Origin of the sequence: Devosia sp. 63-57 (assembly GCF_001899045.1) — a bacterium.
GTDB lineage: Bacteria > Pseudomonadota > Alphaproteobacteria > Rhizobiales > Devosiaceae > Devosia > Devosia equisanguinis.
In genome coordinates this window covers 1,827,299-1,853,979 of sequence record NZ_MKUY01000005.1, presented here as the reverse complement: position 1 = coordinate 1,853,979, position 26,681 = coordinate 1,827,299, and the positions used below count along the sequence as shown (strand labels likewise).

General features: G+C 61.7%; 27 protein-coding genes. 16 read left to right on the top strand and 11 right to left on the bottom strand.

Annotated elements, in window-relative coordinates; genetic code table 11:
* Positions 1–95: 95 nt before the first annotated feature.
* The 3 genes from BGO80_RS17150 to BGO80_RS17140 form a co-directional block, all read right to left on the bottom strand.
* Positions 96–995 carry a carbohydrate ABC transporter permease gene (locus tag BGO80_RS17150; protein ID WP_126150620.1) on the bottom strand — a complete coding sequence of 300 codons (900 nt, stop codon included), beginning with the start codon at positions 993–995 and terminating at the stop codon, positions 96–98.
* Complete coding sequence (locus BGO80_RS17145; RefSeq protein ID WP_286722541.1) at positions 995–1,930, bottom strand: ABC transporter permease; 936 nt, start codon at positions 1,928–1,930, stop codon at positions 995–997. The genes BGO80_RS17150 and BGO80_RS17145 overlap by 1 nt, the downstream gene beginning before the upstream one ends.
* 101 nt (positions 1,931–2,031) lie before the next feature.
* Complete coding sequence (locus BGO80_RS17140) at positions 2,032–3,087, bottom strand: LacI family DNA-binding transcriptional regulator (RefSeq protein ID WP_286722539.1); 1,056 nt, start codon at positions 3,085–3,087, stop codon at positions 2,032–2,034.
* Between the two features lie 112 nt (positions 3,088–3,199).
* On the opposite strand from BGO80_RS17140, the gene BGO80_RS17135 reads away from it, so the two are divergent.
* Positions 3,200–3,688, top strand: coding sequence for a MarR family winged helix-turn-helix transcriptional regulator (locus BGO80_RS17135; protein WP_286722537.1), 489 nt, complete (start codon positions 3,200–3,202; stop codon positions 3,686–3,688).
* The gene (locus tag BGO80_RS17130; protein ID WP_286722535.1) at positions 3,685–4,446 is read left to right on the top strand and encodes a DNA alkylation repair protein; all 762 of its coding nucleotides are present in this window, start codon (positions 3,685–3,687) and stop codon (positions 4,444–4,446) included. The genes BGO80_RS17135 and BGO80_RS17130 overlap by 4 nt, the downstream gene beginning before the upstream one ends.
* A 6-nt stretch (positions 4,447–4,452) precedes the next feature.
* Here BGO80_RS17130 and BGO80_RS17125 read toward each other — a convergent pair whose 3' ends face one another.
* A complete protein-coding gene (locus tag BGO80_RS17125) occupies positions 4,453–5,196 on the bottom strand; it encodes an IclR family transcriptional regulator (protein WP_286723072.1) in 744 nt (247 codons plus the stop codon).
* A gap of 50 nt (positions 5,197–5,246) precedes the next feature.
* Positions 5,247–6,011, bottom strand: coding sequence for an SDR family NAD(P)-dependent oxidoreductase (locus tag BGO80_RS17120; RefSeq protein ID WP_286722532.1), 765 nt, complete (start codon positions 6,009–6,011; stop codon positions 5,247–5,249).
* 113 nt (positions 6,012–6,124) lie between these two features.
* On the opposite strand from BGO80_RS17120, the gene BGO80_RS17115 reads away from it, so the two are divergent.
* The 10 genes from BGO80_RS17115 to BGO80_RS17070 all read left to right on the top strand — a co-directional run bounded on the left by BGO80_RS17115 (position 6,125) and on the right by BGO80_RS17070 (position 16,144).
* A complete protein-coding gene (locus BGO80_RS17115; RefSeq protein WP_286722530.1) occupies positions 6,125–7,375 on the top strand; it encodes a sugar ABC transporter substrate-binding protein in 1,251 nt (416 codons plus the stop codon).
* Between the two features lie 16 nt (positions 7,376–7,391).
* Complete coding sequence (locus BGO80_RS17110; protein ID WP_286722528.1) at positions 7,392–8,915, top strand: sugar ABC transporter ATP-binding protein; 1,524 nt, start codon at positions 7,392–7,394, stop codon at positions 8,913–8,915.
* A gap of 13 nt (positions 8,916–8,928) precedes the next feature.
* Entirely contained in the window at positions 8,929–9,915 is a 987-nt protein-coding gene (locus BGO80_RS17105; RefSeq protein ID WP_286722526.1) for an ABC transporter permease, read from the top strand.
* Positions 9,916–9,932: 17 nt separating this feature from the next.
* Positions 9,933–10,361 (top strand): cupin domain-containing protein, encoded by a 429-nt coding sequence (locus BGO80_RS17100; RefSeq protein WP_286722524.1) that lies wholly within the window; start codon positions 9,933–9,935, stop codon positions 10,359–10,361.
* Positions 10,362–10,395: 34 nt separating this feature from the next.
* Positions 10,396–11,184: an AttM family quorum-quenching N-acyl homoserine lactonase gene (gene attM / locus BGO80_RS17095; RefSeq protein ID WP_126150609.1), complete on the top strand. Its 789-nt coding sequence runs from the start codon at positions 10,396–10,398 to the stop codon at positions 11,182–11,184.
* Between the two features lie 116 nt (positions 11,185–11,300).
* Positions 11,301–12,083, top strand: coding sequence for an SDR family NAD(P)-dependent oxidoreductase (locus BGO80_RS17090; RefSeq protein WP_126150608.1), 783 nt, complete (start codon positions 11,301–11,303; stop codon positions 12,081–12,083).
* A gap of 142 nt (positions 12,084–12,225) precedes the next feature.
* Positions 12,226–14,532, top strand: a complete 2,307-nt coding sequence (locus BGO80_RS17085) for a bifunctional salicylyl-CoA 5-hydroxylase/oxidoreductase (protein WP_286722521.1) — start codon at positions 12,226–12,228, stop codon at positions 14,530–14,532.
* Complete coding sequence (locus tag BGO80_RS17080; protein ID WP_126150606.1) at positions 14,529–15,320, top strand: SDR family NAD(P)-dependent oxidoreductase; 792 nt, start codon at positions 14,529–14,531, stop codon at positions 15,318–15,320. The genes BGO80_RS17085 and BGO80_RS17080 overlap by 4 nt, the downstream gene beginning before the upstream one ends.
* 9 nt (positions 15,321–15,329) lie before the next feature.
* On the top strand, positions 15,330–15,743 hold the full coding sequence (locus BGO80_RS17075) for an acyl-CoA thioesterase (protein ID WP_126150605.1): 414 nt from the start codon (positions 15,330–15,332) through the stop codon (positions 15,741–15,743).
* Complete coding sequence (locus tag BGO80_RS17070) at positions 15,740–16,144, top strand: RidA family protein (protein ID WP_286722518.1); 405 nt, start codon at positions 15,740–15,742, stop codon at positions 16,142–16,144. The genes BGO80_RS17075 and BGO80_RS17070 overlap by 4 nt, the downstream gene beginning before the upstream one ends.
* A gap of 18 nt (positions 16,145–16,162) precedes the next feature.
* Here BGO80_RS17070 and BGO80_RS17065 read toward each other — a convergent pair whose 3' ends face one another.
* A complete protein-coding gene (locus tag BGO80_RS17065) occupies positions 16,163–16,681 on the bottom strand; it encodes a MarR family winged helix-turn-helix transcriptional regulator (protein ID WP_286722516.1) in 519 nt (172 codons plus the stop codon).
* A 153-nt stretch (positions 16,682–16,834) separates the two neighbouring features.
* On the opposite strand from BGO80_RS17065, the gene BGO80_RS17060 reads away from it, so the two are divergent.
* The 3 genes from BGO80_RS17060 to BGO80_RS17050 are packed head-to-tail and all read left to right on the top strand — an operon-like array spanning position 16,835 to position 18,903.
* Positions 16,835–17,260, top strand: a complete 426-nt coding sequence (locus tag BGO80_RS17060) for a cupin domain-containing protein (protein WP_126150602.1) — start codon at positions 16,835–16,837, stop codon at positions 17,258–17,260.
* 12 nt (positions 17,261–17,272) lie between these two features.
* Positions 17,273–18,121: a fumarylacetoacetate hydrolase family protein gene (locus BGO80_RS17055; protein WP_286722514.1), complete on the top strand. Its 849-nt coding sequence runs from the start codon at positions 17,273–17,275 to the stop codon at positions 18,119–18,121.
* Positions 18,122–18,123: 2 nt separating this feature from the next.
* Positions 18,124–18,903 (top strand): SDR family NAD(P)-dependent oxidoreductase, encoded by a 780-nt coding sequence (locus BGO80_RS17050; protein ID WP_286722512.1) that lies wholly within the window; start codon positions 18,124–18,126, stop codon positions 18,901–18,903.
* Between the two features lie 98 nt (positions 18,904–19,001).
* Here BGO80_RS17050 and BGO80_RS17045 read toward each other — a convergent pair whose 3' ends face one another.
* Genes BGO80_RS17045 through BGO80_RS17025 form a run of 5 tightly spaced genes read right to left on the bottom strand, consistent with a single transcriptional unit; the run spans position 19,002 to position 24,142 of the window.
* Positions 19,002–19,811, bottom strand: a complete 810-nt coding sequence (locus BGO80_RS17045) for an ABC transporter ATP-binding protein (protein ID WP_126150599.1) — start codon at positions 19,809–19,811, stop codon at positions 19,002–19,004.
* Positions 19,804–20,679 carry an ABC transporter ATP-binding protein gene (locus tag BGO80_RS17040; RefSeq protein WP_286722510.1) on the bottom strand — a complete coding sequence of 292 codons (876 nt, stop codon included), beginning with the start codon at positions 20,677–20,679 and terminating at the stop codon, positions 19,804–19,806. The genes BGO80_RS17045 and BGO80_RS17040 overlap by 8 nt, the downstream gene beginning before the upstream one ends.
* Positions 20,676–21,563: an ABC transporter permease gene (locus BGO80_RS17035; RefSeq protein ID WP_286723070.1), complete on the bottom strand. Its 888-nt coding sequence runs from the start codon at positions 21,561–21,563 to the stop codon at positions 20,676–20,678. Before BGO80_RS17035 ends, BGO80_RS17040 begins: the two co-directional genes overlap by 4 nt.
* Positions 21,556–22,560 carry an ABC transporter permease gene (locus BGO80_RS17030; protein WP_286722508.1) on the bottom strand — a complete coding sequence of 335 codons (1,005 nt, stop codon included), beginning with the start codon at positions 22,558–22,560 and terminating at the stop codon, positions 21,556–21,558. Before BGO80_RS17030 ends, BGO80_RS17035 begins: the two co-directional genes overlap by 8 nt.
* Before the next feature lie 52 nt (positions 22,561–22,612).
* The gene (locus tag BGO80_RS17025; protein WP_286722505.1) at positions 22,613–24,142 is read right to left on the bottom strand and encodes an ABC transporter substrate-binding protein; all 1,530 of its coding nucleotides are present in this window, start codon (positions 24,140–24,142) and stop codon (positions 22,613–22,615) included.
* Between the two features lie 384 nt (positions 24,143–24,526).
* On the opposite strand from BGO80_RS17025, the gene BGO80_RS17020 reads away from it, so the two are divergent.
* Positions 24,527–26,680 (top strand): ferredoxin family protein, encoded by a 2,154-nt coding sequence (locus BGO80_RS17020; protein ID WP_286722502.1) that lies wholly within the window; start codon positions 24,527–24,529, stop codon positions 26,678–26,680.
* The last annotated feature ends 1 nt before the right edge of the window (position 26,681 follow it).

Here is a 26,681-nt window from a genome sequence, read left to right as displayed (position 1 = left end):
AGCCGTGCCTGTGGCAACTCGTATGTTCCCCACCGCAGCCCCCTCCCCCTTCTTCAGGGGGAGGTCGGAAGGGGGATCTTTCCGCAAGCCGCTGATCATCCCTTCAGCGCTCCCGACATTGTCCCCTTGGTGAAGAACTTCAGGATCAGGGGATAAATCGCCAGGATCGGCAGGATGGTGATGAAGATCATGCCGGCCTTGAGGGCGCGGATATTGATCTGGGCTATGCCGATATTGCCGCTGGCATTGGCCGAGCCGACGATCGCCACCTTGTCGCCTTCGATGACGAACTGGCGCAGCACCACCTGCAAGGGCCATTTGGTCTGGTCGTTGAGGTAGATCATCGAACGGAAAAACTCGTTCCAGTGCAGCACCAGGTAGAACAGCGCGATGGTGGCCAGCGCCGACTTGGCGAGCGGCAGCACGACGAGAAAGAAGGTCTGGAACGGATTGGCGCCGTCGAGCTCTGCGGCCTCAAGCAATTCCTTGGGAATTTCCTCGAAGAAGCGGACGAGGATGATCAGGTACCAGGCGCTGATCACCTTATACATGATCACGGCCCAGGGCGTGTTGAGCAGGCCCAGCCGCTTCATCAGGAAGTAGTCGGGAATGATGCCCGGCTCGAAGACGATGGTCACCAGAACCGCGATGAAGATGAAGCGGCGTCCGGGCAGGCCGGGCCGCGACAGGCCCCAGGCCATGAGCGCGGTGCCCATAACGCCGATGGTGACGCTGGTCGCCGTCATCCAGATCGAATTGAACAGGCCGCGCTGCACATTGGGATGCTGCAACAGCAGCGACCACACTTCGAGCGAAAACCCGTCCGGGATGATCGACAGACCCGAAAAACCGGCCACCTTGCTGGGCTCGGTGAAGCTCAGCGCCAGGAGGTTGATCAGCGGCTGCAGGGTGAACACCACCAGCAACAGCAAGGAAGAAACGATGAGCACATATTCGACGCGTTCGAGCGGCGTGCGGCGCGACTGGCTGGCCATCACCAGACTCCCTTGCCGGTCAGGCGTTTGCTGACGAGGTGTGAGGTGACGACGAGGATCATGCCGATCACGGCCTTGAACAGGCCCGCCGCCGTGGCCAGCGCATATTCACCGGTCGAAAGCCCCATGCGGTACACATAGGTGTCGAGAATATCGATGGTGGAGGCGTTGACGTCGTTCTGGAAGTTGATGACCTGGTTGAGGTCGGCGCTGAGGAACATGCCCATATTGAGAATGAACAGCGTCGCAATGGTCGGCACGATGCCGGGAATGGTGACGTGCCAGATTTTCTGCCAGCGATTGGCCCCATCCATTTCTGCCGCCTCATAAAGCTGCGGGTCGATGGCAAAGATGGCCGCCAGATAGAGCAGGCTGTCCCAACCGGCCGAGCGCCAGATTTCCGATATCACCAGCACCCAGCGAATAGTGCCGGTATTGGTGAGGTAATTGGTCGTGCCGAACCCCATGGACTGCTGGATCTGATTGACCGCGCCATCGGTAGGCGACAGCAGCGCGATGAACACGCCGGCGATCACAACCCAGGAGAGGAAGTGCGGCAGGTAGATTGCCGACTGGATCGCGCCGCGCAGCTTGCCGCTGCGGATTTCGTTGAGCAGCAGCGCCACCATGATCGGCACCGGGAAGACGAAGAGGATCTTCATGCCCGAAATGATCAGGGTATTGGCCAACACCTGATAGAAGATCGGCGAGGCGAACAGCTGCTGAAAGTTCTTCAGCCCGACCCAGATATTGGGCGGAATGATGCGCACCTGCTCGAAGGCCATCTTGGCCTCCCAGATCGGCACATAATGCCAGATGAAGAAGAAGATCAGGCCCGGTGCCATCATGGCGTAGTAGGGCCACCACTGCCTGACCTTTTCGCGCCAGCCCGGTCCGGACATGACGGCAGCACCCTCAGGGGACATTTCGTTCATAATTCGTTCATACCGCGGTTGGGTAGAATCCTCGCGAAATTTGGGAACGTTCCCGCCGTGTGCCGCAGAATCCCGGTTTTGCCCATCATTGGCAGCCATTGTCAGATCCTCCCTGCCCCAGCCATGCGCTTGGGCGCCGCAGCAGACAGATCGGCGAGTGAACCTCGCTCGAGCAGCCGGCACGGCATATAGACACGCCGGTGCTCCGGCTTGTGATCGATTTCGTCAAACAGGCATTCGATGGCGCGCTCGCCGATATCGCGGCCCGGCTTGGCCACGGTGGTCAGTCCCGGCCAGGCAAATTCGCCTGAGGGAATGCCGTCGAATCCCAAAATAGACACGTCGCGCGGGCAGTCGAGCCCGGCATCGCGCACCGCCATCATCGCGCCCAGCGCCATCATGTCGTTGGCGGCAAACACCGCCAGATGCCCGACGCGCGGCTGTGCCAACAGGCGCTTCATCGCCTCGCGTCCGCCTTCCACCGTATATTCGCCATCCTCGATCGCCAGCACCGACGGATCGACATCGCGCTCGACGCAATGCTCATGCACCGCGCGCAGGAAACGAGCCCGCGCCAGTCGGGACTTGGGGCCGAGGATCAGTGCCGGCGTGACATGGCCCCGGGAAACCAGGTGATCCAGCCCAACCCGCACTGCCTGAGCGATATCCGAGCCGACGCTGGACACGTCCGGGAAGCGCTCGGCGCTTGAGCCGATAAACACGCAAGGCAGACCGAACCGGTCGAGATCTTCAAAACTGTCGGAAACCGGATTCACCACGGCGCCGTCGACCCGGGCCCGGCGCAGCGTGCGCAGATGCGCCGCCTCTGCCTCCGGGTTCCAGTCCGACGAGAATACCAGCAGCGACGCGCCGGCCTTGACGGCCCGGTCCTGTGCCCCGCGCGCCACGTCGGCCCAGAAGGGATTGGTGATATCGGGAATGACGAGGCCCAGCATGCCGCTGCGTCCCGAGCGCATGCCCACCGCCAGGTGGTTGCGCTCATAGCCGACAGCTTCAGCCGCCTTGACCACCCGGTCTCGTGTTTCTTCGGTGATGTTGGATGAGCCGGTCAGCGCCCGGGCGGCGGTGCTCTTGGAGACCCCTGCCCGTTCGGCAACATCGATAATGGTCGGCCGACGAGTGCGGCGTGGTCCCATGACTCTTCCCTGCGCGAGCTGTTGAGCTTCTGCGTCATGGGAACGTTACCGCGCATTTCAAATCCTGTCAACGCACTGGATTTTAGTGTGGCACCATATTATAAGTCGCCATATGATTGAACTTGAATTGAAACATGCCGCGCTTTTGCGCGAAGCCCAAAGCCGCGCCTTGCCCGGCATCGACACGATGCGTCTGTGTTTTCAGATACTTGCGCTGGCCTCCACCATAGATCGCGCCTGCGCCCAACGCCTGGCGCCGCATGGATTGTCCGAAAGCAAGTTCGTGCTGCTGTTCCTGCTGCACAGCGAGCCGAACGGCCTGCCACCCCACGAACTCGCCCACCGCGCCGGCGTCACCCGCGCCACCATCACCGGCCTTTTGGACGGTCTGGAGCGCGATGGCCTCGTCACCCGCAATCCCGATTCCGTGGATCGTCGCAAGCTGATCATCGCGCTGACCGAGGCCGGAAAAGTGCTGGCCGGCGATCTGTTCGAGGAACACACACGCTGGATTGCCTCGCTTTTTCAATACCTTGACGCCTCTGCCCGCCAGACGCTCAGCACCCTCTTGCAGCGCGCCTGGCCGGAGGACGCAGCATGAGCCAGCGCATTTCCGACATTCCCGCCGACCGCCTCGACGCCCTGAATTCAGGCACAGTCGAGGCCACGACGCTGACCGAATGCCTGGCCGTCGACTTCGCCGCTCTCATGTCACAAGCCCTCCCCGATCTCGGCGAAACCACAGTCACCACCATGCGCGCCGCCGCCAGTGAAGGCATTTCACGCCGCATGGCACTGGCCGGACGCATGCTGCACGAGGCTTATGGCAGTGACGCCGAACGCGTGCTCGGCACGCATCCGTCCGACACGGTAAGAGGTTGGGCCTGCTTCACTATTGGCGCGGACACGCGCCTCGATCTCCCAGCCCGTCTGGACCTGATCAGACCGTTCGCCGACGATTCCCATTTCGGCGTTCGCGAATGGTCATGGATGGCCGTGCGCCCCCATCTGGCGGCCGAGATCGAAACCGCGATAGCGCTTCTGGAGCCCTGGACGGCGGCGCCATCCGAGCGCATCCGGCGGTTTGCCAGCGAAGCAACTCGACCCCGCGGCGTATGGTGCGCGCATATCGAAATTCTGAAGCATTCGCCGGAAATAGCGCTGCCGCTGCTTGAGCCCTTAAAGGCCGACCCCGCTGCCTATGTGCAGGATTCTATTGGCAATTGGCTGAATGACGCCAGCAAAACCAGGGCCGACTGGGTGCAAGAGATCACCGCGCGATGGGCCGCAGAAAGCACCGGGCCGGCCACCGCTCGAATTTGCAAACGCGCACTGCGCTCGCTCGGCAAGCTGAAGTAACGTCCGCTATGCTTCGGTAGAGACCGACGGCGGATGGGAAATGCGGGCGGCGCCGTCGCGGATAATGCTCGAGAGCACTTCGAGATCGGCGGCGCGCAATTGCTCTGCTGGCATTACCAAAACCAGCGAGGCACGCACCTTGCCGTTCTCATCAAATATGGGCGCAGCGATTCCGCCGTTCTGCGGGTCAACCTCACCCATAGACAGCGAATAGCCGAGGGTGCGAATGGCCTTCAACTTGGCGCTGAACTCGGCCCAGTTTTTGCCCAGGCCCGCCTTGAGTATTTCGTCGGCGTGATCGGCCATCAGGCCGCGCAGCCGATGATGCGGCAGATGGGCCAGAATCGCCTTGCCGGCGGCGCCGCGCAACAGCGGCATGGCGCGACCGCGATCATAGCTGGTCATGATCGTGCGGTCGGGCCAGGCCTGATCGATACAGACGACATTGCCCGCGTAGTAGGCGCAAACCATGAGGTTGCCGTTCAGCCTGGGCAGGAGCTCGGCCATCACCTCGCCCGAACGGACCAGGAAAGGGTCGTTGCGGCGCATGGTCCGGTCCAGTTGGATAATGCGCGGCCCCAATCCATAGCCACCATCGACATTCTGTGAGGCCAGGCCCGCGCCCGTCAGCGCCTTGAGGTAGCGATAGGCGGTGGGAATGGAGCAATCGAGCGCTGCCGCAATCTCGTCGACCTTCACCGGGCCGGAGGCCGCATCAAAAAGATCGAAGATCGAAACCAGCCTGGTCACAGTATCCAACAGTTCATCCCCTTCGATCCCGCCGCCTGCGGACCTATAGCCTAATGCATATGCATTCCGCCGTTTATATCTACCGCAGTTCCAGTGACATAGGCGGAAAGATCGCTGGCGAGAAACAAACAAACGCGCGCTACATCTTCCGGCGAACCGAATCGGCCCAGCGGTATGCTCGCCACCATGCCGGCCTGGGTGGCGGCATCAAATGCCGTGCGGTTCATGCTGGTGATGATGACACCGGGATTGACGGCGTTGGCGCGAATGCGTCGCGGCCCCAGTTCGCGCGCCAAGCTTTTGGTGAGAGCAAGAACGCCCCCCTTCGAGGCTGCATAATGTGGCCCACCAAGCAGCCCCCCGCCGCGTTGCGCGGCGATCGAGGCAACGCTGACAATGGCGCCGCCATCGGTCATCAGCGGCAGCATGGCCTGTGTGGCGTTGAACATGCCCATCAGATTGACATCCAGCGTGGCATGCCAATCCTCGGCACTGACCTCTTCCAGCCGCCGCTTCTGAGCAATCCCGGCATTGTTCACCAGAATGTCGAGTTTCCCGAAAGTGGTTTGCAGGTGCTGTGCGACCTGGGCCAGGCCCTCGCGATCCCGCACATCAACCGCCGCACCGATGGCCGCATCCGGGCCGCCAATGGCCCGCAATGATTCCGCCGCACGCGCGCAATCCTCCTGGCTGAGATCGAGGATCGCCACCCTGGCCCCTTCTTCGACGAAGCGACGGGCGGTGGCGAACCCGATCCCATCCGGCGCCGCCGCCCCGGTAAGAACCGCAGTCATTCCCTTGATCAACATGGACATTTCCTCCTCCCAGGCGCCGTTTCCGGCGACCGCCCATCGCCAAATTTCCTAATTTATTGACATATGAGAAATTCTATAATTATTTACAAGTGACATTTGTTGGGGAGGAACCCATGTCTGAAGAACAGATCGTCCGCCACGCATTGACCATGCGCGACGGTATGGAACGACGCGTATTTCTGAAGCTCGCCGCCGCTGCGGGCCTGTCGCTGGCGGTGACGCCGGCTCTGACCAGGATGGCCGAGGCGGCCACCGGAAAGCGGATCGCCAACCAGGTCTCGACACCGGCCAACGACTACTGGAATGTGTGGACGCAGGCTTTCAACCGCTCCGCCGTCGCGCTTGGCCTCGAGCCGCAGGAAATCTTCCACCAGAACGACACAGCGCGGCAGCTGTCGCAGGTGCGCAGCCTGCCCAGCAGCTCGACCAATATGCTGATCGGTTGCGTCAACCCGGCCGGCTCGCTGCCGATGATGGCCCAGTTCTGCCAGGAAAACGCCATTCACTTCGTGCCCAGCTGGGAAGCGCCCGAATGGTTCACGCCGCCCGATATCGGCGACTACTTCGTTTCCTTCGTCACCCCCAATTCGGTCGAGGGCGCCTATGAGGTTGCCAAGGCGCTGTTCGACAGCGTCGGCGGCGAAGGCAAGATCGTCCATATCGCGGGCCTCGCCACGCCCACCGACGTCTATCGCACTGCCGGCCTGATGCAGGCCGCGGCCGAATATCCCGGCATCGAAATCGTTGGTGGACTGCGCGCCGACTGGGATCGCCAGAAGGCTCGCACGGTGATGCTGTCCATGCTCACCGCGCATCCCGACATGAAGGGCGTGTTTGCGCAGAACGACAATATGGCCCTCGGCGTTATCAGCGCCCTGCGTGAACGTGGGCTGACCGGGATAAAGGTTTCCGGCGTTGACGGACTGCCCGAAGGTCTGCGCGAGGTGGCCAAGGGCGAGCAGATGGTTGCAACCCATACCTCCCTGCCCCCTTATGGCGCGGGCTTCACCACGGTGCTGGCCTTCGACGCCATGAACGGCTGGAAGCCGACCTTGGGCGAGCGGCTGCTGTTCACCGGTTCCGCGCTTGCCACGGCGGAAAATGCCGGCTCCATCGCCGACGCCATCTATGGCGAAGGGCAGGATCCCTTCGACTGGGCCAAGATGAGCCGTACGCTCAACCCCGAGACCTGGGACCCGCAGAACAAGATCACGGCCATCAATCCCGACGATTACTGGGGACCGTTCCCGGAAAACCGTGGCAAGCTCAACCCGGCCTATGAAGGCGCAGCCGAAAAGGGCGTTTTCGCAGACGTCGATGCGCTTTATGCGGAGCACTACAAGACCGGCCCGGTAAAGTCCTAAGAACGGAAGCCGCCGGATGACGCTCGAAATCGCACTCGAACTGGAGGGCGTGACCAAAAGATATGGTCACGTCACCGCCCTCAACAACGCGTCTTTCCGGCTCCGGCGGCATTCTGTCCTAGGGCTTGTCGGAGAAAACGGCGCCGGCAAATCGACGATCATTGCGATGATCAACGGCACGCGTGCGCCCAGCGAGGGCCGGCTGCTGGTCAATGGCAGCGAACGCAAATTCGCGTCTGCGGCCGATGCCGCTGCCCTAGGCATTGCCACGGTGTTCCAGGAACAGGGCCTGGTGCCGGACCTCAGGGTCTATCAAAACATCCTCCTGGGGCGCGAAAAGCGGTTTTCGCGCCTTGGCATGCTTGACGCCAAGGGCATGGCTACGTTCGTCTCCAAGGTGTTTGCCGAGCTGGGGCTCGATATCGATCCCAAGGCACGCACCGGCGATCTGTCCTTCGGACAACGCCAGTTGGTGGAGATCGCCAAGGCCTTTTCGCTGGGACACCTTTATCCGGTGGAACCGATTGTCCTTCTGGACGAGCCGACCAGCGCGCTTTCCGATGCCGAAACCGAGGTGTTGTTCAACTCGATCCGCCGATGGAAATCGCGCGCGTCGATCCTGTTCGTCTCCCATCACCTGAGCGACGTCTTCGAAGTATGCGATGACGTGGTCACGCTCAAGGACGGCAGCGTAAGCGGCCAGTGGCCAGTCGTGGAGACCGACGCAGATCGCATCCATGAGGCGATTGTCGGCCGCCCGAAACTCGCCGGTTACTACAAGGAGTCCGCCCAGCGCGACCAACCCGGTGCGCCAGTGGTCGAATTGCGCGGCATTCACCTGCCCGGTGCGCTCGAGGCTATCGATCTGACGCTGCATGCCGGCGAAATCGTTGGCGTCGCCGGTGTGATGGGCTCAGGCAAGACCGAACTTGCAGGGGTGCTCTCCGGGGTGTTGCGGCCCAGCCAGGGGCAGGTTCTGATCGACGGCGAGCCGCTGTTTGTTGGGCGGCAGGCCGAGGCGGTGCGGCGCGGTATCGGCACGGTCCCTGCGGAACGCAACCTTGCCGGCGTGATTGGCGTGCATTCGGTGGAATGGAACATGGCCCTGCCCTCGCTGCAGCGCCTGCGCCAAGGCCGGAGCCCGGTGCTGTCGGCAGCTCGGTCCGCCCGCATGGCCGATGGCTGGATCGAGCGGTTGCGCATTCGGGTTGCAGGCCGACACGTGCAGATCCGTAATCTCTCAGGCGGCAATGCCCAGAAAGTGGTGTTCGCGAAATGGATGGAACGCGGCATACGCGTGTTCGTCTTGGATGACCCGGGGCGCGGCCTCGATGTCGGGGCCAAGGAAGACATTTATCAACTGCTGCGCGAGCTCGCCGCCGAAGGCGTCGCCATCCTGCTGGTCTCGGACAACCTGCCCGAGCTCATCGGGCTTTCAAATCGCATCGTGACCCTGCGCGCGGGGCGCATCACCGACACCATCGCCGCACCAGCCCATGCCAAGCCGGAAGAAGCCGCCGTCGTGCGCGGCATGGTTTGAGGAGACCATACAAATGACCGCAATTGCTGCCAAAGCCGCTCCCGAGGCCGCACGATCCAGCTGGCTTCGCCAGAACGCCGTGGCCCTTTATCCCCTCGTGGTCATTACAGTTCTGATCGCCTTTTTTGCGATGCAGAATCCGTACTTTGCCACCTTTGACAACGCGATGAATATCGGCCGGCAGTCCTCGGTGCTGCTCCTGGTGGCGCTGGCCGGTACCATGGTGATCATGATCGGCTCGATCGATCTGTCGGTGGGCTCGATCGTCACCTTGGCGGGCATCGTTGCAGCCATGGTCATCGACCCAGCGGGCCCTCTGGTCGCAGTGCTGGTCGGGATGGGCGTCGGCCTGAGTGTCGGCGCTTTGAACGGTCTGATCCTGATCGGTCTGAAAGTGCCATCCTTCCTCGTAACTCTAGGGATGCTTTCGGTGCTTTCAGGCATTGCGAACATGATCACCGGCGGCACGTCGATCATGTTCATGGATTTCTCGCTGACCTCCTCGGTCAATGCTGCCATGCTGTTCGGCGTCCCCAATATCATCCTGATCGCGGCGCTGGCCGCCGCCGTGCTGACCTTTGTGGCGTTCAAGACCACGCTTGGTCGTTATCTCTATGCCATTGGCGGCGGTGAGCTGGTCGCGGCAAATGCCGGCGTACCGGTGCTGCGCTACAAGGTGCTGGCGTTCATGCTTTCGGGGGCGCTTTGCGGGTTGGCAGGCGTGATGCTGACCGCGCAGGTGGGCGCCGGCACGCCGACTGCAGGCGCCAACATGCTGCTCGACTCCATCGCGGCAATTGTCATGGGCGGCACCGCCCTTTCCGGCGGCATTGGCGGGCCGCATCGCACGATCCTGGGCGTTTTGGTCATCGCCATCCTCTCCAACGGCATGGACGTGATCGGCGTTAACAGCTTCACCCAGGAAGTGGTGAAGGGCGTCGTCATCATTCTCGCCGTCGCTTCGACCATTGACCGCAAAAAGTACCAGTTCATCAAATGACCGGAAGGACCCTTTCCATGACCACCCCAGCCGTCGTCCCTGTCGTCACGCGTGCCGGTTCGCTGGATGAGACCACGCTGCAGTCTGGAGAATGCGTCAGGCGCTCAGGCGTCAGTCCACAGAATTCGCCGGCCACGAAAATCTGGTTTGGGCGCGTATCCAATGGTCCGGGCCATCGTTCGCCGCCGCATCACCACGAGGAATGCGAAACCGGCGGCTATGTGCTCAAGGGTCACGGCCGCATCTATTTCGGCGCGGACTATGCCGAGTTCATCGACCTGTTCGAAGGCGACTTCGTCTTTGTTCCTCCCTTCATGCCGCATGTGGAGGTGAACATGTCGACAACCGACGAGTTGGTCTGGCTGACCTGCCGCACGCCCGATAATCTGGTGACCAATCTGCCCGACGTGCCCGATACGGCGCTGGAAGGCTTCCGTCGCGCCTGAAGCGTGGCGCAAAGCTGATCCTGGGAGGAAAACCATGGCCGACGATATCCGTCTCTACCTGTTCGATACCGGCATTCTCAAATGCAACTACCACGACATCTATCTCAATGGCGCCGATGAACCATTCGAGATTCCGGTGCCGTTTTTCCTGATCACCCACCCCAAGGGCAATGTGGTGATCGATGGGGGCACGCCGGTCGAATGCGCCACCGACGCGGCCGGACACTGGGGCAAGGTCGCCGAGTTTTTCACGCCTGTCATGACGCCGGAACAGGGATGCGTGGCCCAGCTAACGGCCATGGGCATTGCGCCGGAATCTGTGCGCCATGTGGTGCTGTCGCATCTGCATCTTGACCATGTCGGTGCGGTGGGCCGGTTCCCCGGCGCGACCCATGTGGTGCAGAGGGTGGAGTGGGAATATGCCCACGCTCCGGACTGGTTCGCGCGCGCCGCCTATGTCCGCAAGGATTTCGACCGGCCCGACCTCGATTGGCTGATCCTCGAAAATTCGTGGGGCGACTTCTACGACCTTTATGGCGATGGCTCGATCGTCCTGATCCGCTCGCCCGGACATACCTGCGGCCACCAGTCCATCCTTGTACGGACCTCGGCCGGCGCTTCGGTACTGCTGGCGGTCGATGCCGCCGACACAATGGACCATTTCGAGGAAAAGGCACTGCCCGGCGCGCTGCATTCGGCCATCGAAGTGGTGCGTTCGGTAAAGAAGTTGCGGGCTGTGCAGCAGCGCGAAGGTGCGCTGGTGATCGCCGGCCACGACAGCAAGCAATGGGCTGAACTGCGCAAGGCGCCGGACTTTTACTAAGCCAACGATTTTCTCGGCTCCCTCTAAGGCAAAGACCATGAAACTTCTCAACGACGGCCCCCAAGGGGCCGAGCGTCGCTCGCTGCCGGCCCGGGTCATGGCGGAGGAGATCGATCATGTTTGATTTCAAAGGCAAAGTTGCCCTCGTCACGGGCGGCGCCAGGGGCCAGGGTGCGGTCGAGGTGCGACGACTGGCAGAAGCTGGTGCGGCCGTGATGATCGCTGATGTGCTTGAGGAGGAGGGCCTTGCACTCGCCGATGCGCTAACGAAGTCAGGGCTGCAGGCCCGATTCCAGCGGCTGGACGTAACTGATCCATCCGCCTGGCAGGCCGCCATCGCTACCACCGAGTCCTGGCACGGACGGCTCGATGTCCTGGTCAACAATGCGGGCATCGTAAGGCGGCGGTCGATCCTTGAGATGTCGGTCGAGGATTGGGATCTGACACTGGCGATCAATCTCAAGGGGGTGTTTCTGGGCCAGAAATTCGTCGCGCCGCTGATGGCGAAATCTGGCGGCGGCAGCATCGTCAATATCGCCTCTAACAGTGCCTTCTCGGCCCATCAGGACCCGGCTTACACGGCCTCCAAATGGGGCATGCGGGGGCTGACGCGCGCAGCGGCATCGGAATTCGCGGCACTGAACATTCGGGTCAATGCCGTCTGCCCGGGACTGGTGGTCACTGACCTCAATCGCGGCGCGCCGCATCTGGCGCCTATGATCGCCGCGACCCCCTCCGGGCGGGCGGTGGAGGCCGACGAGGTCGCCAACCTCGTGATGTTTCTCGCTTCCAACCTGGCGCAGTCGATTACTGGCGAAGACATCGTGATCGACGGCGGCTTCGTCGCGCTCTCAGCATATCGGTCGGTTCAGGGAGCCGGCGCAGCCCCTGCCATGTGAAAATCGCGGGCGCGCATCAAGCGCTCTCGCAGATCTCATCAAAGGCGTGATCGCGCAAAAATGCTTTAGGTCTTGACGAATATGCATTTGCATATATTTTAGACCTAAAGCAATTGGCGGTATCGCCGCGACGGAGGTTACCATGCGCATAGTCTGTATCGGCGGCGGGCCGGCCGGCCTCTATTTTGGCCTGTTGATGAAGAAGAACCACCCCGAGCACCAGGTGACGGTGGTCGAGCGCAACCGGCCCTATGACACATTTGGCTGGGGGGTCGTGTTCTCCGACCAGACCATGGACGCCATGAACAAATGGGACCCGGAAAGCGCGGCGATCATCAAGGACGCCTTCAACCACTGGGACGATATCGAGGTCTTGTTCAAAGGCACCCGGCAGCGCACCAGCGGTCACGGCTTTGTCGGTATCGGGCGCAAGAAGCTGCTCAATATCCTGCAGGCGCGCTGCGAGGAACTCGGCGTCAAGCTCAAGTTCGAGACCGAGGTCAATTCCGATCTCGATTTTCCCGACGCCGATCTCGTAATTGCTTCGGACGGCTTCAATTCCAAGGTCCGAAACGCCTACAAGGACGTGTTCCAGCCCGATCTGCAGCAGCGCCCCAACCGCTATATCTGGCTGGGGACCAACAAGCAATTCGACGCCTTCACCTTCGATTTCCGCAAGACCGACCACGGCTGGTTCCAGGCGCATATCTACAAGTTCGACGACCAGACTTCGACCTTTATCGTTGAAACCACAGAGGATACGTTCAAGGCGCACGGTCTCGACAGCGCCGATCAGGACGCCTCCATCGCCTTCTGCGAGACGCTATTCGCCGACACGCTAGATGGCGCGCCGCTGATGACAAATGCGCGGCATATGCGCGGCTCGGCCTGGCTTAACTTCAACCGGCTGATCTGTGGCAAGTGGAGCCATTTCAACGGCCAGTCGCATGTGGTGCTGATGGGCGACGCCGCCCACACCGCGCACTTCGCCATCGGCTCGGGCACCAAGCTGGCGATCGAGGATGCGATCGAGCTGACGCGGCAGTTTCAGATTCATGGGCATGACGCGGATAAGATTCCGGCCGTGCTGGCCGACTACGAAGAGATCCGACGCGTCGATGTGGCCCGTATCCAGAATGCGGCCCGCAACGCGATGGAATGGTTCGAGGTGGTGGGTGAACGCTACGCCGATACCCTGCCCCCCGAGCAGTTCATGTATTCCATGCTGACCCGCTCGCAGCGTATCAGCCACGAAAACCTGCGCCTGCGGGACGCCAAATGGCTGGAAGGCTATGAGCGCTGGTTTGCCGCGCATTCGGGGCTCAATGTCGAGCCTGACACGCGCAGCCTGCCGCCCATGCTGACGCCGTTCAAGGTGCGCGACGTGACGCTCAAGAACCGCATCGTCGTTTCGCCCATGGCCATGTATTCGGCCACCGACGGGCTGATCAACGATTTCCACATGGTACATCTGGGTTCGCGCGCCATGGGCGGTGCAGCGCTGGTTTTTGCTGAGATGACCTGCGTTTCGCCCGATGCGCGCATCACCCCGGGCTGCCTGGGTCTGTGGAACGACGAGCAGAAGGAAGGCTGGAAGCGCCTGGCGGATTTCGTCCACTCCAATACCGGTGCGAAGCTGGGCTGCCAGTTGGGCCATGCTGGCCGCAAGGGCTCGACCAAGCTCGCATGGGATGGCATCGACCAGCCGCTGGAAGAGGGTGCATGGCCACTGATTTCGGCTTCGGCCCTGCCCTATCTCAAACACAGTCCGGTGCCCAAGGCGATGGACCGGACCGACATGGATCGGGTCAAGGCCGACCATGTCGCTGCGGCCATGCGTGCCGCCGAAGCCGGCGTCGACTGGCTTGAGCTCCACTGCGCCCATGGCTATCTGCTGTCGAGTTTCCTGAGCCCGCTGACCAATCGTCGCGAGGACGAATTTGGCGGCAGCCACGAAAACCGCGCCCGCTTCCCGCTGGAAGTGTTCCGCGCCGTGCGGGAAGTCTGGCCGGAAGATCGCCCGATATCGGTGCGCTTGTCCTGCCACGACTGGTACGAGGGCGGTAACACGCCCGATGATGCAGTGATCTTTGCGAAGATGTTCAAGGACGCTGGCGCCGATCTCATCGACTGCTCATCCGGTCAGGTTTGGAAAGAGGAGAAGCCGGTTTATGGGCGCCTGTTCCAGACCCCGTTCTCCGACAAGGTGCGCAACGAAGTCGGCATCCCCACCATTGCAGTGGGCGCCATTTCGGAAGCAGACCACGCCAATTCCATCATTGCCGCCGGGCGCGCAGATCTCTGCGCCGTGGCTCGTCCGCACCTGGCCGATCCAAGCTGGCTGATGCACGAAACCGCAAAGATCGGTATCAAGTCGGTGGCCTGGCCCAAACAATACTATTCGGCGAAGGCGCAATACGAGAACAATCTGGAGCGAGCGGCCCGATGAGCGGACCCACGCAGACCCTGTCCGGTCGCCATGCGCTGGTGACCGGCGCCTCGGGCGGCATAGGCCTTGCCATCGTGCACAGCCTGCTCGAAGCCGGCGCCAATGTGACGATGACCGGTCGCGACCAAGCGCGGCTGGAAGCGGCGGCAGATAGCCTGCCGCCGGACCGCGTACATCTGGTGGACCGGTTCGACGTCACCGATGCCGATGCCATCGCGCTGGGCGTGATCGCTGCACATGATGGGTTCGGCCCGGTGGAGATCCTCGTCAACAATGCCGGCGAGGCACCCAGCGCGCCGTTCGACAAGATGACACCGGCCTTCTGGAACAAGGTCATTCTGACTGACCTCACAGGTGTCTTCCTGGTCACCCAGGCGTTTCTGGCCGATATTAAGGCCAGTAGAGCCGGGCGGATTATTAATATCGCCTCGACGGCGGGACTGACCGGCTATCGCTATGTCAGTGCTTATGCCGCCGCCAAGCATGGTGTGGTGGGACTGACCCGATCCTTGGCCCTGGAACTGGCGCGCACGGGCGCAACGGTAAACGCGGTCTGCCCCGGATTTACCGATACGCCACTCATCACCCGCTCGATCGAGGCCATTGTCGCCAAGACCGGGCGCACCCCGGAAGACGCCAGGGCGGAGCTGGCCAAGGCCAATCCGCAGGGACGACTGGTGTCGCCGCAAGAGGTCGCCGACACGGTGCTGTGGCTGGCGCAACCATCGGCTTCGGCCATAACGGGCCAGGCCATCGCCGTTGCTGGCGGTGAAGTCTTGGCCGGATAGGAGGACATAATGGCATTCACGATTTCCAAACCCCTGCGCTTCGGGGACTGCGACCTGACGGGGATCGCCTATCACCCAGCCTATCTCTCCATGCTGGTCGACGTGAACGAAGCCATGTTTGCTTCCTTCGGGGTCACCTGGAAGGAGTTGATGTTCGAGCGCAAGATGGGCCTGCCCACCGTCACCATGCATATCGAATTCAAGCGTCCCGCGACCTATGGCGATGTGCTCGACTTCGCCGTGCATGTTCGCAAGGTCGGCGGCGCCTCGCTTGATCTCGAAACAATTGTCAGCGTTGGCGAGCACGTTATCTGGACTATCCAGCAGCGCATCGTCGCCACTTCGCTCACCGATCACAAATCCACACGCTGGCCCGACGATGTTCGTGCCGGTCTTTCCCGTTACCTGGAGCCGACACCATGACCCACCAGTTCATCCAGCCCGACAACTGGGCCAAGCCCATCGGCTATTCCAACGGCATTTCGACGCGCGGTCGCATCGTGCAGGTCGGCGGCCAGGTCGGCTGGGACGAGAACTGCGAATTTCACTCCGACGACTTCGTCGACCAGGTGCGCCAGACGTTGAAAAATATTGTCGCCGTGCTGGAAAAGGCCGACGCCAAGCCGGAACATATCATCCAGCTGACCTGGTACTTTACCGATCGCCATGCCTACAAGTCGCGGCTCAAAGAAGTGGGTGCGGCCTATCGCGAGATCATCGGCCGGCATTTTCCGCCCATGGCCGCGGTGCAGGTCGTGGCACTGATGGAAGACCGCGCCAAGATCGAGATCGTTGCATTGGCCGTGGTGCCGGACGAAGCCTGACGCCCAGCTTGCGCCGGGTCAGGGCCGTGTGTCGTCGACCAAGGCCCGGCGCACCGACGTCTTGGTCTTCTGCAGAAGACCAAGCAAGGATTTGACATCGGCGGCGTTGAGACCGTCGGTGAGGTTGCGGATCCACTCTTCGTGGGCGGCCGCCATTTCCTTGAATTTCTCGCGGCCCAGCGGCGTCATCTGCACGATGCTTTCGCGCCGATCATTGGGGTTTTGCGTCCTGACGATCAGTCCGTCTTCCTCGAGCCGCTTGATGACCGAGGTGATATTGCCGGGCGAAACCATCAGGCGCTGCGACAGTTCACCCAGGATCAGTCCCTCGGGCATGCGATAAATCTGCGAGAGGATATCAAAACGGGGAAAAGTGACGTCGAACTCGCTCTGCAAGCGGCTGCGCACCTCGTTCTCCACCAGGCGCGTGACGCTGAACAACCGCAGCCATAGACGCAGCTGGTCGTGGTGATCCTCCGGCGCGTCGGCAACCTTGGTCTCGGCATCGATCCAGACGCGTCCCTGCCCCTCACTCATGAACTTCCCCTCGATCTCGCGCTATCTTGTTAGCTCGCCCAGAGAGCGGTTTGCAAGTGCGTCCAGCCAGAAATTACTTGACACCTAAACTAAAAGAGCGCCAGTTAAATGCATTGGCATATATTGAAAGCCAGCGTCATCGAGGAGAACACCATGGCTGCCACACTCCAGCCCGTCGTTACCCGCAAGGGCCAGGAACATACCGGCACGGCTCAGTCCGGCGGTTGCATCCGCGTTACGGGCGTCGGCCCGCAGCATACAGGCGCCACCAAGATCTGGTTCGGCCGCGTCAGCAATGATCCCGGCTATCGCTCCCTGCCCCACCACCATGGCGAGGCGGAAACCGGCGGCTATGTCCTCAAGGGCAAGGCCCGCATCTATTTCGGCGAGAACTGGAGCGAATATCTCGACATGGAAGAAGGCGACTTCATCTTTGTGCCCCCCTATTGGCCGCATATCGAGGTGAACATGTCGACCACCGATGAACTCGTCTGGCTGACCACCCGCACGCCCGACAATATCGTGGTCAACCTGCCCGATGTCGACGATTCCGTGCTTGTCGGCTTTTCGCGCGCCTGATCGGGGACGAAGATGAAACTTGCTCGATACGGCGCGCCCGGCGCCGAGCGCCCGGCACTGGTGGACAACCATGGCGTGTTGCGGGACCTGAGCGGGGTGGTCAGCGATATCGACGGATCGCTGCTTGCCTCGGCGGAGTTTGACAGGCTTCGCAGTCTGGACGCCTCCACCCTGCCGGCAGCACCGGTTGGTAGCCGTATCGGCCCCTGTATCGCCGGGGTCGGCAAGTTCATCTGCGTTGGTCTCAACTATGCCGACCATGCAAAGGAAACCGGCAAGGAACCGCCGGCCGAACCGATCCTCTTCATGAAGGCCACCAGCGCCATTATCGGGCCCAATGACGATGTCGAAATTCCGAAGGGCTCGGAAAAGGCCGACTGGGAGGTCGAGCTCGGGATCGTCATCGGCAGACGCGCAAAATATGTCAGCGAAGCCAAGGCGCTTGATCACGTTGCCGGCTATTGCCTGGTCAATGACGTCTCCGAACGCGCGTTCCAATCGGAGCGCGGCGGCCAATGGACCAAGGGCAAGAGCCACGATACATTTGGGCCAATCGGCCCCTGGCTGGTCAGCCGCGACGAGATCGCCGATCCGCAAAATCTTGACCTCTGGCTCGATGTCGATGGCGTCAGGCGCCAGACCGGCAATACCAGGACCATGATCTTCGGCGTCGGCTTCCTTGTGCACTACATCAGCCAGTTCATGACGCTGGAGCCAGGCGACATCATCGCCACCGGTACGCCTCCAGGCGTCGGCCTCGGTCACAAGCCGCCCGTCTTCCTGCGCGCCGGACAGACCATGCGTCTGGGCATTACTGGCCTGGGCGAACAGCAGCAACACACCATCGCAGCGAGGGACTGAGCATGGGCCGACTGGACGGAAAACTTGCCATCGTCACCGGTGGTGCACGTGGACAGGGCGAGGCGGAGTCTCGCCTGCTCGCCCGTGAAGGTGCGGCTGTTATCATCGCCGATGTGCTGGAGGCCGAAGGCAAGGCTTTGGCTGACGACCTGACCAGTGAGGGCCACGAAGCGCGCTTCATCCGCCTCGACGTAACCGACCCGGAAAGCTGGGCCAAGGTGGTCGATCTCGCCGCTGCCTGGAAGCACCGCGTCGATATCCTCGTCAACAATGCCGGGATCATCAACCGCACGACCGTGGCCAGCACCACGCTTGATGCGTGGGAAAAGGTGCTCAAGGTCAACCTGACCGGCGCTTTCCTCGGCATCCAGGCCGTGCGCCCGTTGATGGCTGAGAAGGGTGGCGCAATCGTCAATATTTCGTCCAATAGCGGATTTTCCGGCCATTACGACCCGGCCTATACTGCCAGCAAATGGGGCCTACGCGGGCTGACCCGCAGCGCGGCGATGGAAATGGTCGGCGAAGGCATTCGCGTCAACGCCATTTGCCCGGGCCTCGTGGTCACGGGACTCAATGCCGACAGCCCGCATCTCAAACCGATGATCGGCATCACACCGATGAAACGCAGCGGCAAGCCGGAGGAGATCGCCGAACTGGTGCTGTTCCTCGTGTCCGACGCATCAAGCTTCATAACCGGCGAAGATTTTGTCATCGATGGCGGCTTTACCGCCGGCGCCGCCTATCGGCACGTGGCCAGCGCCACCGGCATCTACAAGGACTGAGGCGTAGTCGGAGCGACAAAGGCCTTTAGCTCAAAGGCGCTGAAGTTATCCCGAACCAAAAAGAAAAATGAAAAGGGCCGGTTTCCGGCCCTTTTTGTTTACCAGCGCACCGACGGATCGGGGATGGGAATGGCGGAGATAAGCGCCTGTGTGTAGGCGTGTTTTGGTTTGGCGAAGACGGTTTCGCTTGCCCCCTCCTCCACCACCACGCCGCCATTGAGCACGTAGAGGCGATTGCAGAAGGCGCGGATGACCGAGAGGTCGTGGCTGATAAAGGCCAGCGCCATGCCCATTTCCTGGCAGAGTTCGCGCAATAGGGTGAGCACGCGCGCCTGGGTAGACACGTCCTGTCCGGACACCACCTCGTCGGCGAGGACGAAACGTGGGCGCAACAGGGCAGCGCGGGCGATGCCAACGCGCTGGCGCTGGCCGCCGGAGAGCTCATGCGGGTAGCGCGACAGCACGGCAACAGGCAGGCCGACGCGTTCGAGCATGGCGGCGGCAATGCCGACTGCCTGGCGCTGGTCGGACGCCACGCCGTGCAGCAGCAGCGGCCGTGTCAGGATGGCACCGATAGTGTGTCGCGGATTAAGCGAGCTCATCGGGTCCTGAAAAATCATCTGCATGTGACGCTTGCGCGCGATATCACCGCCGGGAAAATCGGCAAGGGCGAAGCCGTCGAACAGAACACTGCCCTCAGTGGCTGGGACCAGGCCGAGCATGGCGCGACCGAGAGTGGACTTGCCGGAGCCAGACTCGCCCACGATCCCGACGATCTCCCCAGCCTCGATATAGAGATCGACGCCCCGCAACACGCGGGTGGACGTGTTGGCGGGACCGAGAAAGGAGCGCCGCGCTGCATAATCCACCACGAGGCCGCGTGTTTCCAGCAAGGCATGTTCAGGCATGGCGTGCTCCGTCGAACTGTGCAATTTCGGCGCGGCATGCGGCGATAATAGCGTCGTCGATCGGATGGAGCCCCGCCGCCGGATCGTCATAACGAGGGCTCGCCGCCAAAAGCGCGCGCGTATAAGCATGCTGCGGATGATGGAACACGGCATCAATGCCGCCCCGCTCCATCACCTTGCCTTGGAAGAGTAGCGTGACCTCGTCGCAGATCTGCGCCACGACGCCCAGATCATGGGTGACGAAAACCACGGCGGTGCCGTGTTCGGCCTGCATCTGCTTGAGCAGCAGCAGCACCTGCTTTTGCACCGTGACGTCGAGAGCGGTCGTCGGCTCGTCGGCGATCAGCAGCCGCGGCTCGATGGAGAACGCTGCAGCAATCAGAACCCGCTGGCGCATGCCACCGGACAGGTGATGCGGAAACTGCTTCATCACCCGCTCCGGCTCGCGGATGGCAACCTGATCGAGCAGTTCGAGCCCACGCTGCCAGGCGGCACGACTGCTGAGGCCGCGCCAAAGACGCAGGCTGTCGATCAACTGCTCCCCGACGCGACGACCGGGGTTGAGCGCGGTCAGTGGGTCCTGCGGGATGAGACCCACCTCCGAGCCAATAAGCTTGCGCCGCTCGGCTTCGTTGCCGCCGAGCAGGTCGCGCCCGGCCAGCGTCACCGAGCCGGAGGTGATGATCACGCCGCGCGACAGGATGCCGAGAATAACCTTGGAGATCGTCGACTTGCCGGCACCACTTTCGCCGACCAGGCCATGAATGCTGCCCGCCGCCACGTCGAGCGACACGTCCCGCAGGATAGGCTTGCCATCGCGGCGCGAGACGGCATTGAGATTGCGAATGGAGAGCAGAGGCTTGTTCATCGCTGCATCACCGGATCAAGGCTGGCGCGCAGGCCGGCGCCGAGTTGGTTGAAGGCGAGCACCGTGGCCAAGAGACCGGCCAGCGGCAGGGCGAAGACCCACCAGGCCTGGTAGATGATGGTACGGCCCTGCGCGATCATGCCGCCCCAGGTCGGTGTGTCGGAAGAGACCGAGAGACCAACGAAGGACAGGATGGCCTCGATGACGACGGCCAGGCCCAGCTCGAGCGTGAATAGCCCCAAAATGGTCCAGAGCACGTTGGGCAGAATTTCGCCGGCAAGGATGGCAAGGCGGGAGAAGCCCAGCACCTCGGCGGCAGTGACATAATCGTTGTTGCGCTGCGCCTGGGTTTCGGCGCGGACCACACGGGCAAAGCGCGTCCAATCGATGATGGCGATGGCAAAGATCACCGAATGCACGCCAGAGCCAAGAATGGCGACGATAAGGATGGAGAGGAGCACCGCCGGAAAGGCCATCCAGATTTCGATGAGCCGCGACACCACCACATCCACCCAGCCACCGAAATAGCCGGCCAAAAGGCCGACTATTGTCCCCAGCACTGCGGCAATGGTGGCGGCGGTGAAGGCCACGGTCAGCGCAATGCGCGTGCCGTGGATGAAACGGGAGAGGACGTCGCGGCCGAGATCGTCGGTACCCAGCCAGTAACCAGGCTCGGTCCCGTTCATGCCAACCGGCGGTAGCGAGCCGAGCATCAGATCCTGTGCCAACGGATCGTGCGGCGCAATCCAGTCAGCGCCCAGAGCCAGGACGATCAGGAAGAGGATGAAGCCGCCACCAATGATGACGCGCGGATTGGACAGTGCAGCCCGGATGGCTGGCCCCCAATTGCGGGAAATAGGAGCGCGGTTGGCGGTATCAGCCATGACGGAGCCGGGGATTGAAAGCGACAATGGCGGCGTCCACGAGAAGATTGACGATGATGAAGATGAGCCCGAACATCAGCACGAGGCCCTGTATCAAGGGAAAGTCGCGATTGATCACCGCGTCGATGGCCATGCTGCCCAGTCCTGGATAGGCGAAGATTTTTTCGACGATCACCGTACCGCCAATGAGAAAGGTGAACTGCACACCGGCGAGCGCCAGCGTCGGGCCGATAGCGTTGCGCAGGGTTTCCGAGAAGATCAGCCGGGTCTCGTTCATGCCCTTGACGCGAGCCAGGGTCACATAGTCCTGCATCATCGCCTCGCCCAGCGCCTCGCGCAGCACACGGGCAATGATCGCGGCCAGCGGCAAAGCGAGGGCCAGCACCGGCATGGCCATGTGGCGGATGAGGTCCCAGGCGAGATCGAACCGAGCCGTCAGGATGGACTCGAAGAGATAGAAGCCGGAGACGAAACTGGTGCTGAGCGAGGGATTGATGCGGCCCGACAGCGGCAGCATAGGAAAGGTGACGCCCAGCAGCAGCACCAGGCCGAGGGCCCATACGAATTCCGGGATGGCCAGCATCAGGCCGGTCGCGCCATCCAGCGCACCCGAGGCCCAGTTGCGGCGCCAGAGCGTGCCGCTGATAGCGATGGCGCCGCCCAGAAGCAGTGCGACTATGAGAGCTGAAAAAGCCAATTCGAGAGTCACGGGCAACCGCTCGAGCAGCAGCGAGCCGACTCCGATGCGGCGAGAAATCGAGGTACCGAAGTCACCCTGAGCCAGATTGCCCAGCCAGATCCAGAACTGATTGAACAGTGATTGATCAAGACCATAGCTGGCGCGCAACCGGGCAATATCCTCGGCAGTCGCGCTCGGCCCGATCATCATGGCGATGGGATCGCCGGGCGCCAGACGCAGCAAGAGGAACACCACCAGTGCCACGCCGAACAGCGTGATCGCGGCCATGGTGGCACGATTGAGAATTGACCAAATCATGGCCCAACTCCTCGGAAGCAGCGCCGCAGAGCTAGCGGCGCTGCCGATTGGATCAGACGCGAGAGATGAGCGACGGCTGCAAGGCGCCCGAAGTATTCGGGATAACCTTGAGCCCAGCCTTGAACAGAATCGGCTGCACATATTGCAGCAGTGGGATCACATAGCCTTCTTCGGCAATGTATTTGTCCACGGCCTTCCACCCGGCCATGCGCTTGGCTTCGTCCTTCTCGGTCCAGAGCGGGGCGATCATGGCGTCGAGATCTTCGGTGTCCCAAACCGAGTGCGGCGACGGCCCGAACATGGCAAAGCCGGTCGAGGCGGAGGCATCGCCGATGGCATCGCCCCAGTTGTAGAAGGCGGCCGGCGCCAGCTGGTCGGCGGCACGCAGCTCATAATGCTTGGCGATCTCGTAGACCTCGATCTCGGCCTCGATGCCGACCTTGCGCCACATGCCGACAATAGCCTGGACCATCTCATAGTCCTTGGGCTTCAGCCCGCGGGTGGTCTGGATGGCGAACTTGACCGGGTTTTCCGGTGAGAAGCCGCTGGCGGCCAGCAATTCCTTGGCTTTGGCCTCATCGTAGCCCACGACGATAGAAGCGTCGTAAGCCTCGTATTCGGGGGCCTGCAACGTGTCGATGGGAATACCATAGCCGCGAAGCAAGCGATCGATGATCGCCTTCTTGTCGATAGCGTGGTGGGCAGCCAGACGCACATTCTTGTCGAGCATGGCGTCGATATTGTTGAGGAAGATCATGCCGATATCGGAAATCGGCACGGCAACCCCGCCCAGGCCTTCGCTGACGCGCAGGCGGTCGAAGTCCTCATAGGAGACTTCCAGCGTCACATCGGCGGCGCCGCTTTCCACTTCGGCGGCGCGGCTCGTGGCATCGGTCACGAACTTGAAGATGACGGTGCGGAAATTGGGCTTTTCGCCCCAATAAGCATCGTTGGCCTTGAGCCGCAGGAAGCCGTTGCTTTCAAAGGCGTCCACCATATAGGGACCGGTACCGATGGGTGCGCGCTCAAAGCCTTCAGCACCGACCTTCTCGTAATAGGCCTTGGGCAGCACGTAGCCCGTAAGGAAGGCCATCCACTTGAAGATGGTGGGATCGAAGGCCACGACGTCGCCATCGATGCGGTTGCCGGTGACGCTGAAATTGCCGATCGAAGCCCAAACGCCGGAGACCGGGTTGCCATTGGCCGGATCGGCGGCGCGCGTCAGCGACCAGACCACGTCATCGGGAGTCAGTGGGCTGCCATCATGCCAGGTCACGCCCTCGCGGACGTCGAACCAAACCTTGGTCTTGTCGTCATTGAAGCCCCAGTCGGTCAGCAGACCAGGAACGAACTGCAGATCGGGCGCCTGCCCGATATACTGGTCGAATACAGTGCGGTAGATCGCCTGGATGGTCGGGTTGACGGCGGAGGCCCCGGTCGTGGGGTCAAAGCTGGGCAGATTGACGTTGAAGGCGATGGTCAGCGTATCGGCATCCTGCGCCAGGCCCGGCAAGGTGCCTGCAAGAGCAGCTGCGACAAGCCCGGCCGAACCGGCCGCCAAGAATGAACGGCGTGACAGCATATTTGTATTCCCTCTATGCGTTCCCTTAAGTCGGCTAGCCCCTCAGCGCACCGACTTATACTTCATACCTAAACATATTCCTTTGCATGCATCTAGGGGCTATTTCCATATTTTAGGCAAGTAAAAGCGCCTGCCTAAGCGACGCGCATTTATTCTGATGTTTTCTGTCATGTTAATGTGGCAGCTGCCCCTTGAGGGCTCCATCGTACTAAGACTGACGGTTTTTCAAGCGGTTAATGCTGATTTCGCCCCATAGCCCAGAGCAGAAAACTGGCCAATTGACAGAGGGGCTGATCTATTTAAATATGCATTTGCATATATCAATGCCCGTTTGCGGCCTGAGGGGGCTAGAAAAGGGCAGTCGCCAAGGTTGGGAGAACGACGATGGCAGAGAGATCATTCGCGCGGGAGGTCGAAGACCTCAAGCTCGGCGCGGGCGACATTTTTCGCGGCGAAGGCATTCTCGCCATAACCAAGGCGCTGCTGCAGTCGGGCGTCTCCTATGTCGGAGGCTATCAGGGGTCACCGATTTCGCACCTCATGGATGTGCTGGCCGATGCCAAGCCGGTGCTCGACGATTTGGGCGTTCACTTCGAATCCTCGGCCTCAGAGGCAGCAGCTGCGGCCATGTTGGCAGCCTCGATCAATTATCCGCTGCGCGGCGCCGTCACCTGGAAGTCCACCGCCGGCACCAATGTGGCTTCCGACGCGCTCACCAACCTGGCCTCATCCGGCGTCAAGGGTGGCGCCCTAATCATCTTGGGCGAGGACTATGGCGAGGGATCGTCGATTCCGCAGGAGCGCAGCCACGCCTTTGCGATGAAGTCACAGATGTGGCTGCTCGATCCGCGGCCGAACCTTGAATCCATCGTCAAGGCCGTCGAGGACGGGTTCGAGCTGTCCGAGGCCTCCAATACCCCCGTCATGCTGCAAGTGCGCATCCGCGCCTGCCATGTCCATGGTCAGTTCGTCGCCAAGGACAACAGAAAACCAAGCTACACGCTGAAGGAGGCCCTGGAAAACCCGGTGCGCGACCTCAATCGCATCGTGCTGCCACCGCAGTCGATCACCGTGCATGACAAGGAAAAGCTGGAAAAGCGTTGGCCCGCCGCGCTCGATTTCATCCGCGAGCGTCAGCTCAACGAGTTCTTCGGACCCGAAGATGGTCCGGTTGGCATCGTGATGCAGGGCGGAATGTATAATTCGGTTATCCGTGCGCTGCAGTTGCTAGGTCTGGCCGACAGCTATGGCAACACGGCTGTGCCGCTCTATGTGCTGAATGTCACCTATCCCCTGCTCGACGACGAAGTGGTGCGCTTCTGCCAGAGCAAGCGCGCAGTGCTGATGGTCGAGGAAGGTCATCCCGACTATCTCGAGCAGGCGGTAAACACGGCGCTGCGCCGCAAGGACGTACAGACCCGGGTGGCCGGCAAGGATCGCCTGCCGATGGGCGGCGACTACACAGCTGGCGTGCTGATGAAGGGCATCCAGTCCTTCCTCGAGGAATTCGAACCGCCGATGCTTGGCAATCGCCCGCCTTTGCCAAGCGCCGATGCGGTGCTGTCGAGCCCCGAGGTCAAGGCCCTGGCAGAAGTGGTTCCGGCCCGCCCAGCCGGCTTCTGCACTGGGTGTCCGGAACGTCCGATCTTTGCGGCGATGAAGCTGGTCGAAAAGGAGCTGGGTCAGCACCACATCTCTGCTGATATCGGCTGCCATCTGTTCTCCATCCTGCCGCCCTTCAATATAGGCGGCAGCACCATGGGCTATGGCTTGGGCCCAGCATCCGCGTCGGCCTTCAACGTGCCGGCCGGCAAACGCCCCATCTCGGTGATGGGTGATGGCGGTTTCTGGCATAATGGGCTCAATACCAGCGTGGGCAATGCCGTCTACAACAAGCATGACGGCGTCATCATGATCGTCGACAACCATTATTCGGCGGCGACCGGCGGGCAGGATATCCTGTCCTCACGCGCCCAGAACCCGCTGCGCTCAACCAACAATTCCATCACCAAGGCCGTCCAGGGCATCGGCGCGAAATGGGTCCGCCAGATCGACCGCACCTATGACGTGTCGAAGATGCGCGATACGCTGAAGGAAGCGCTGACCTCCGATGTCGAAGGCCCCAAGGTCATCGTCGCCTCGTCCGAATGCATGCTCAACAAGCAGCGGCGCGAAAAGCCGCTGTTTTCCAAGAGCGTCAAGGATGGCAAGCGCATGGTGCGCCAGCGTTTTGGAGTCGACGAGGACACCTGCACCGGCGATCACGCCTGCATTCGCCTGTCCGGCTGCCCGTCGCTGTCGCTCAAGCATCTCGACGATCCGCTGCGCGACGATCCGGTGGCCTCCATTGACAATTCCTGTGTCGGTTGCGGCAATTGCGGGGAAGTCTCGGAGGCCGCTGTGCTTTGCCCGTCCTTTTATCGCGCCGATATCATCTATAATCCCACCGGCTGGGACCGTTTCGTCTCGCGCTTCCGCTCCGCCGTGATCGGCTTCTTCCAGTCCCGCCGCGCCGCCAAGCGCGTGGCTTTTGTCTGAG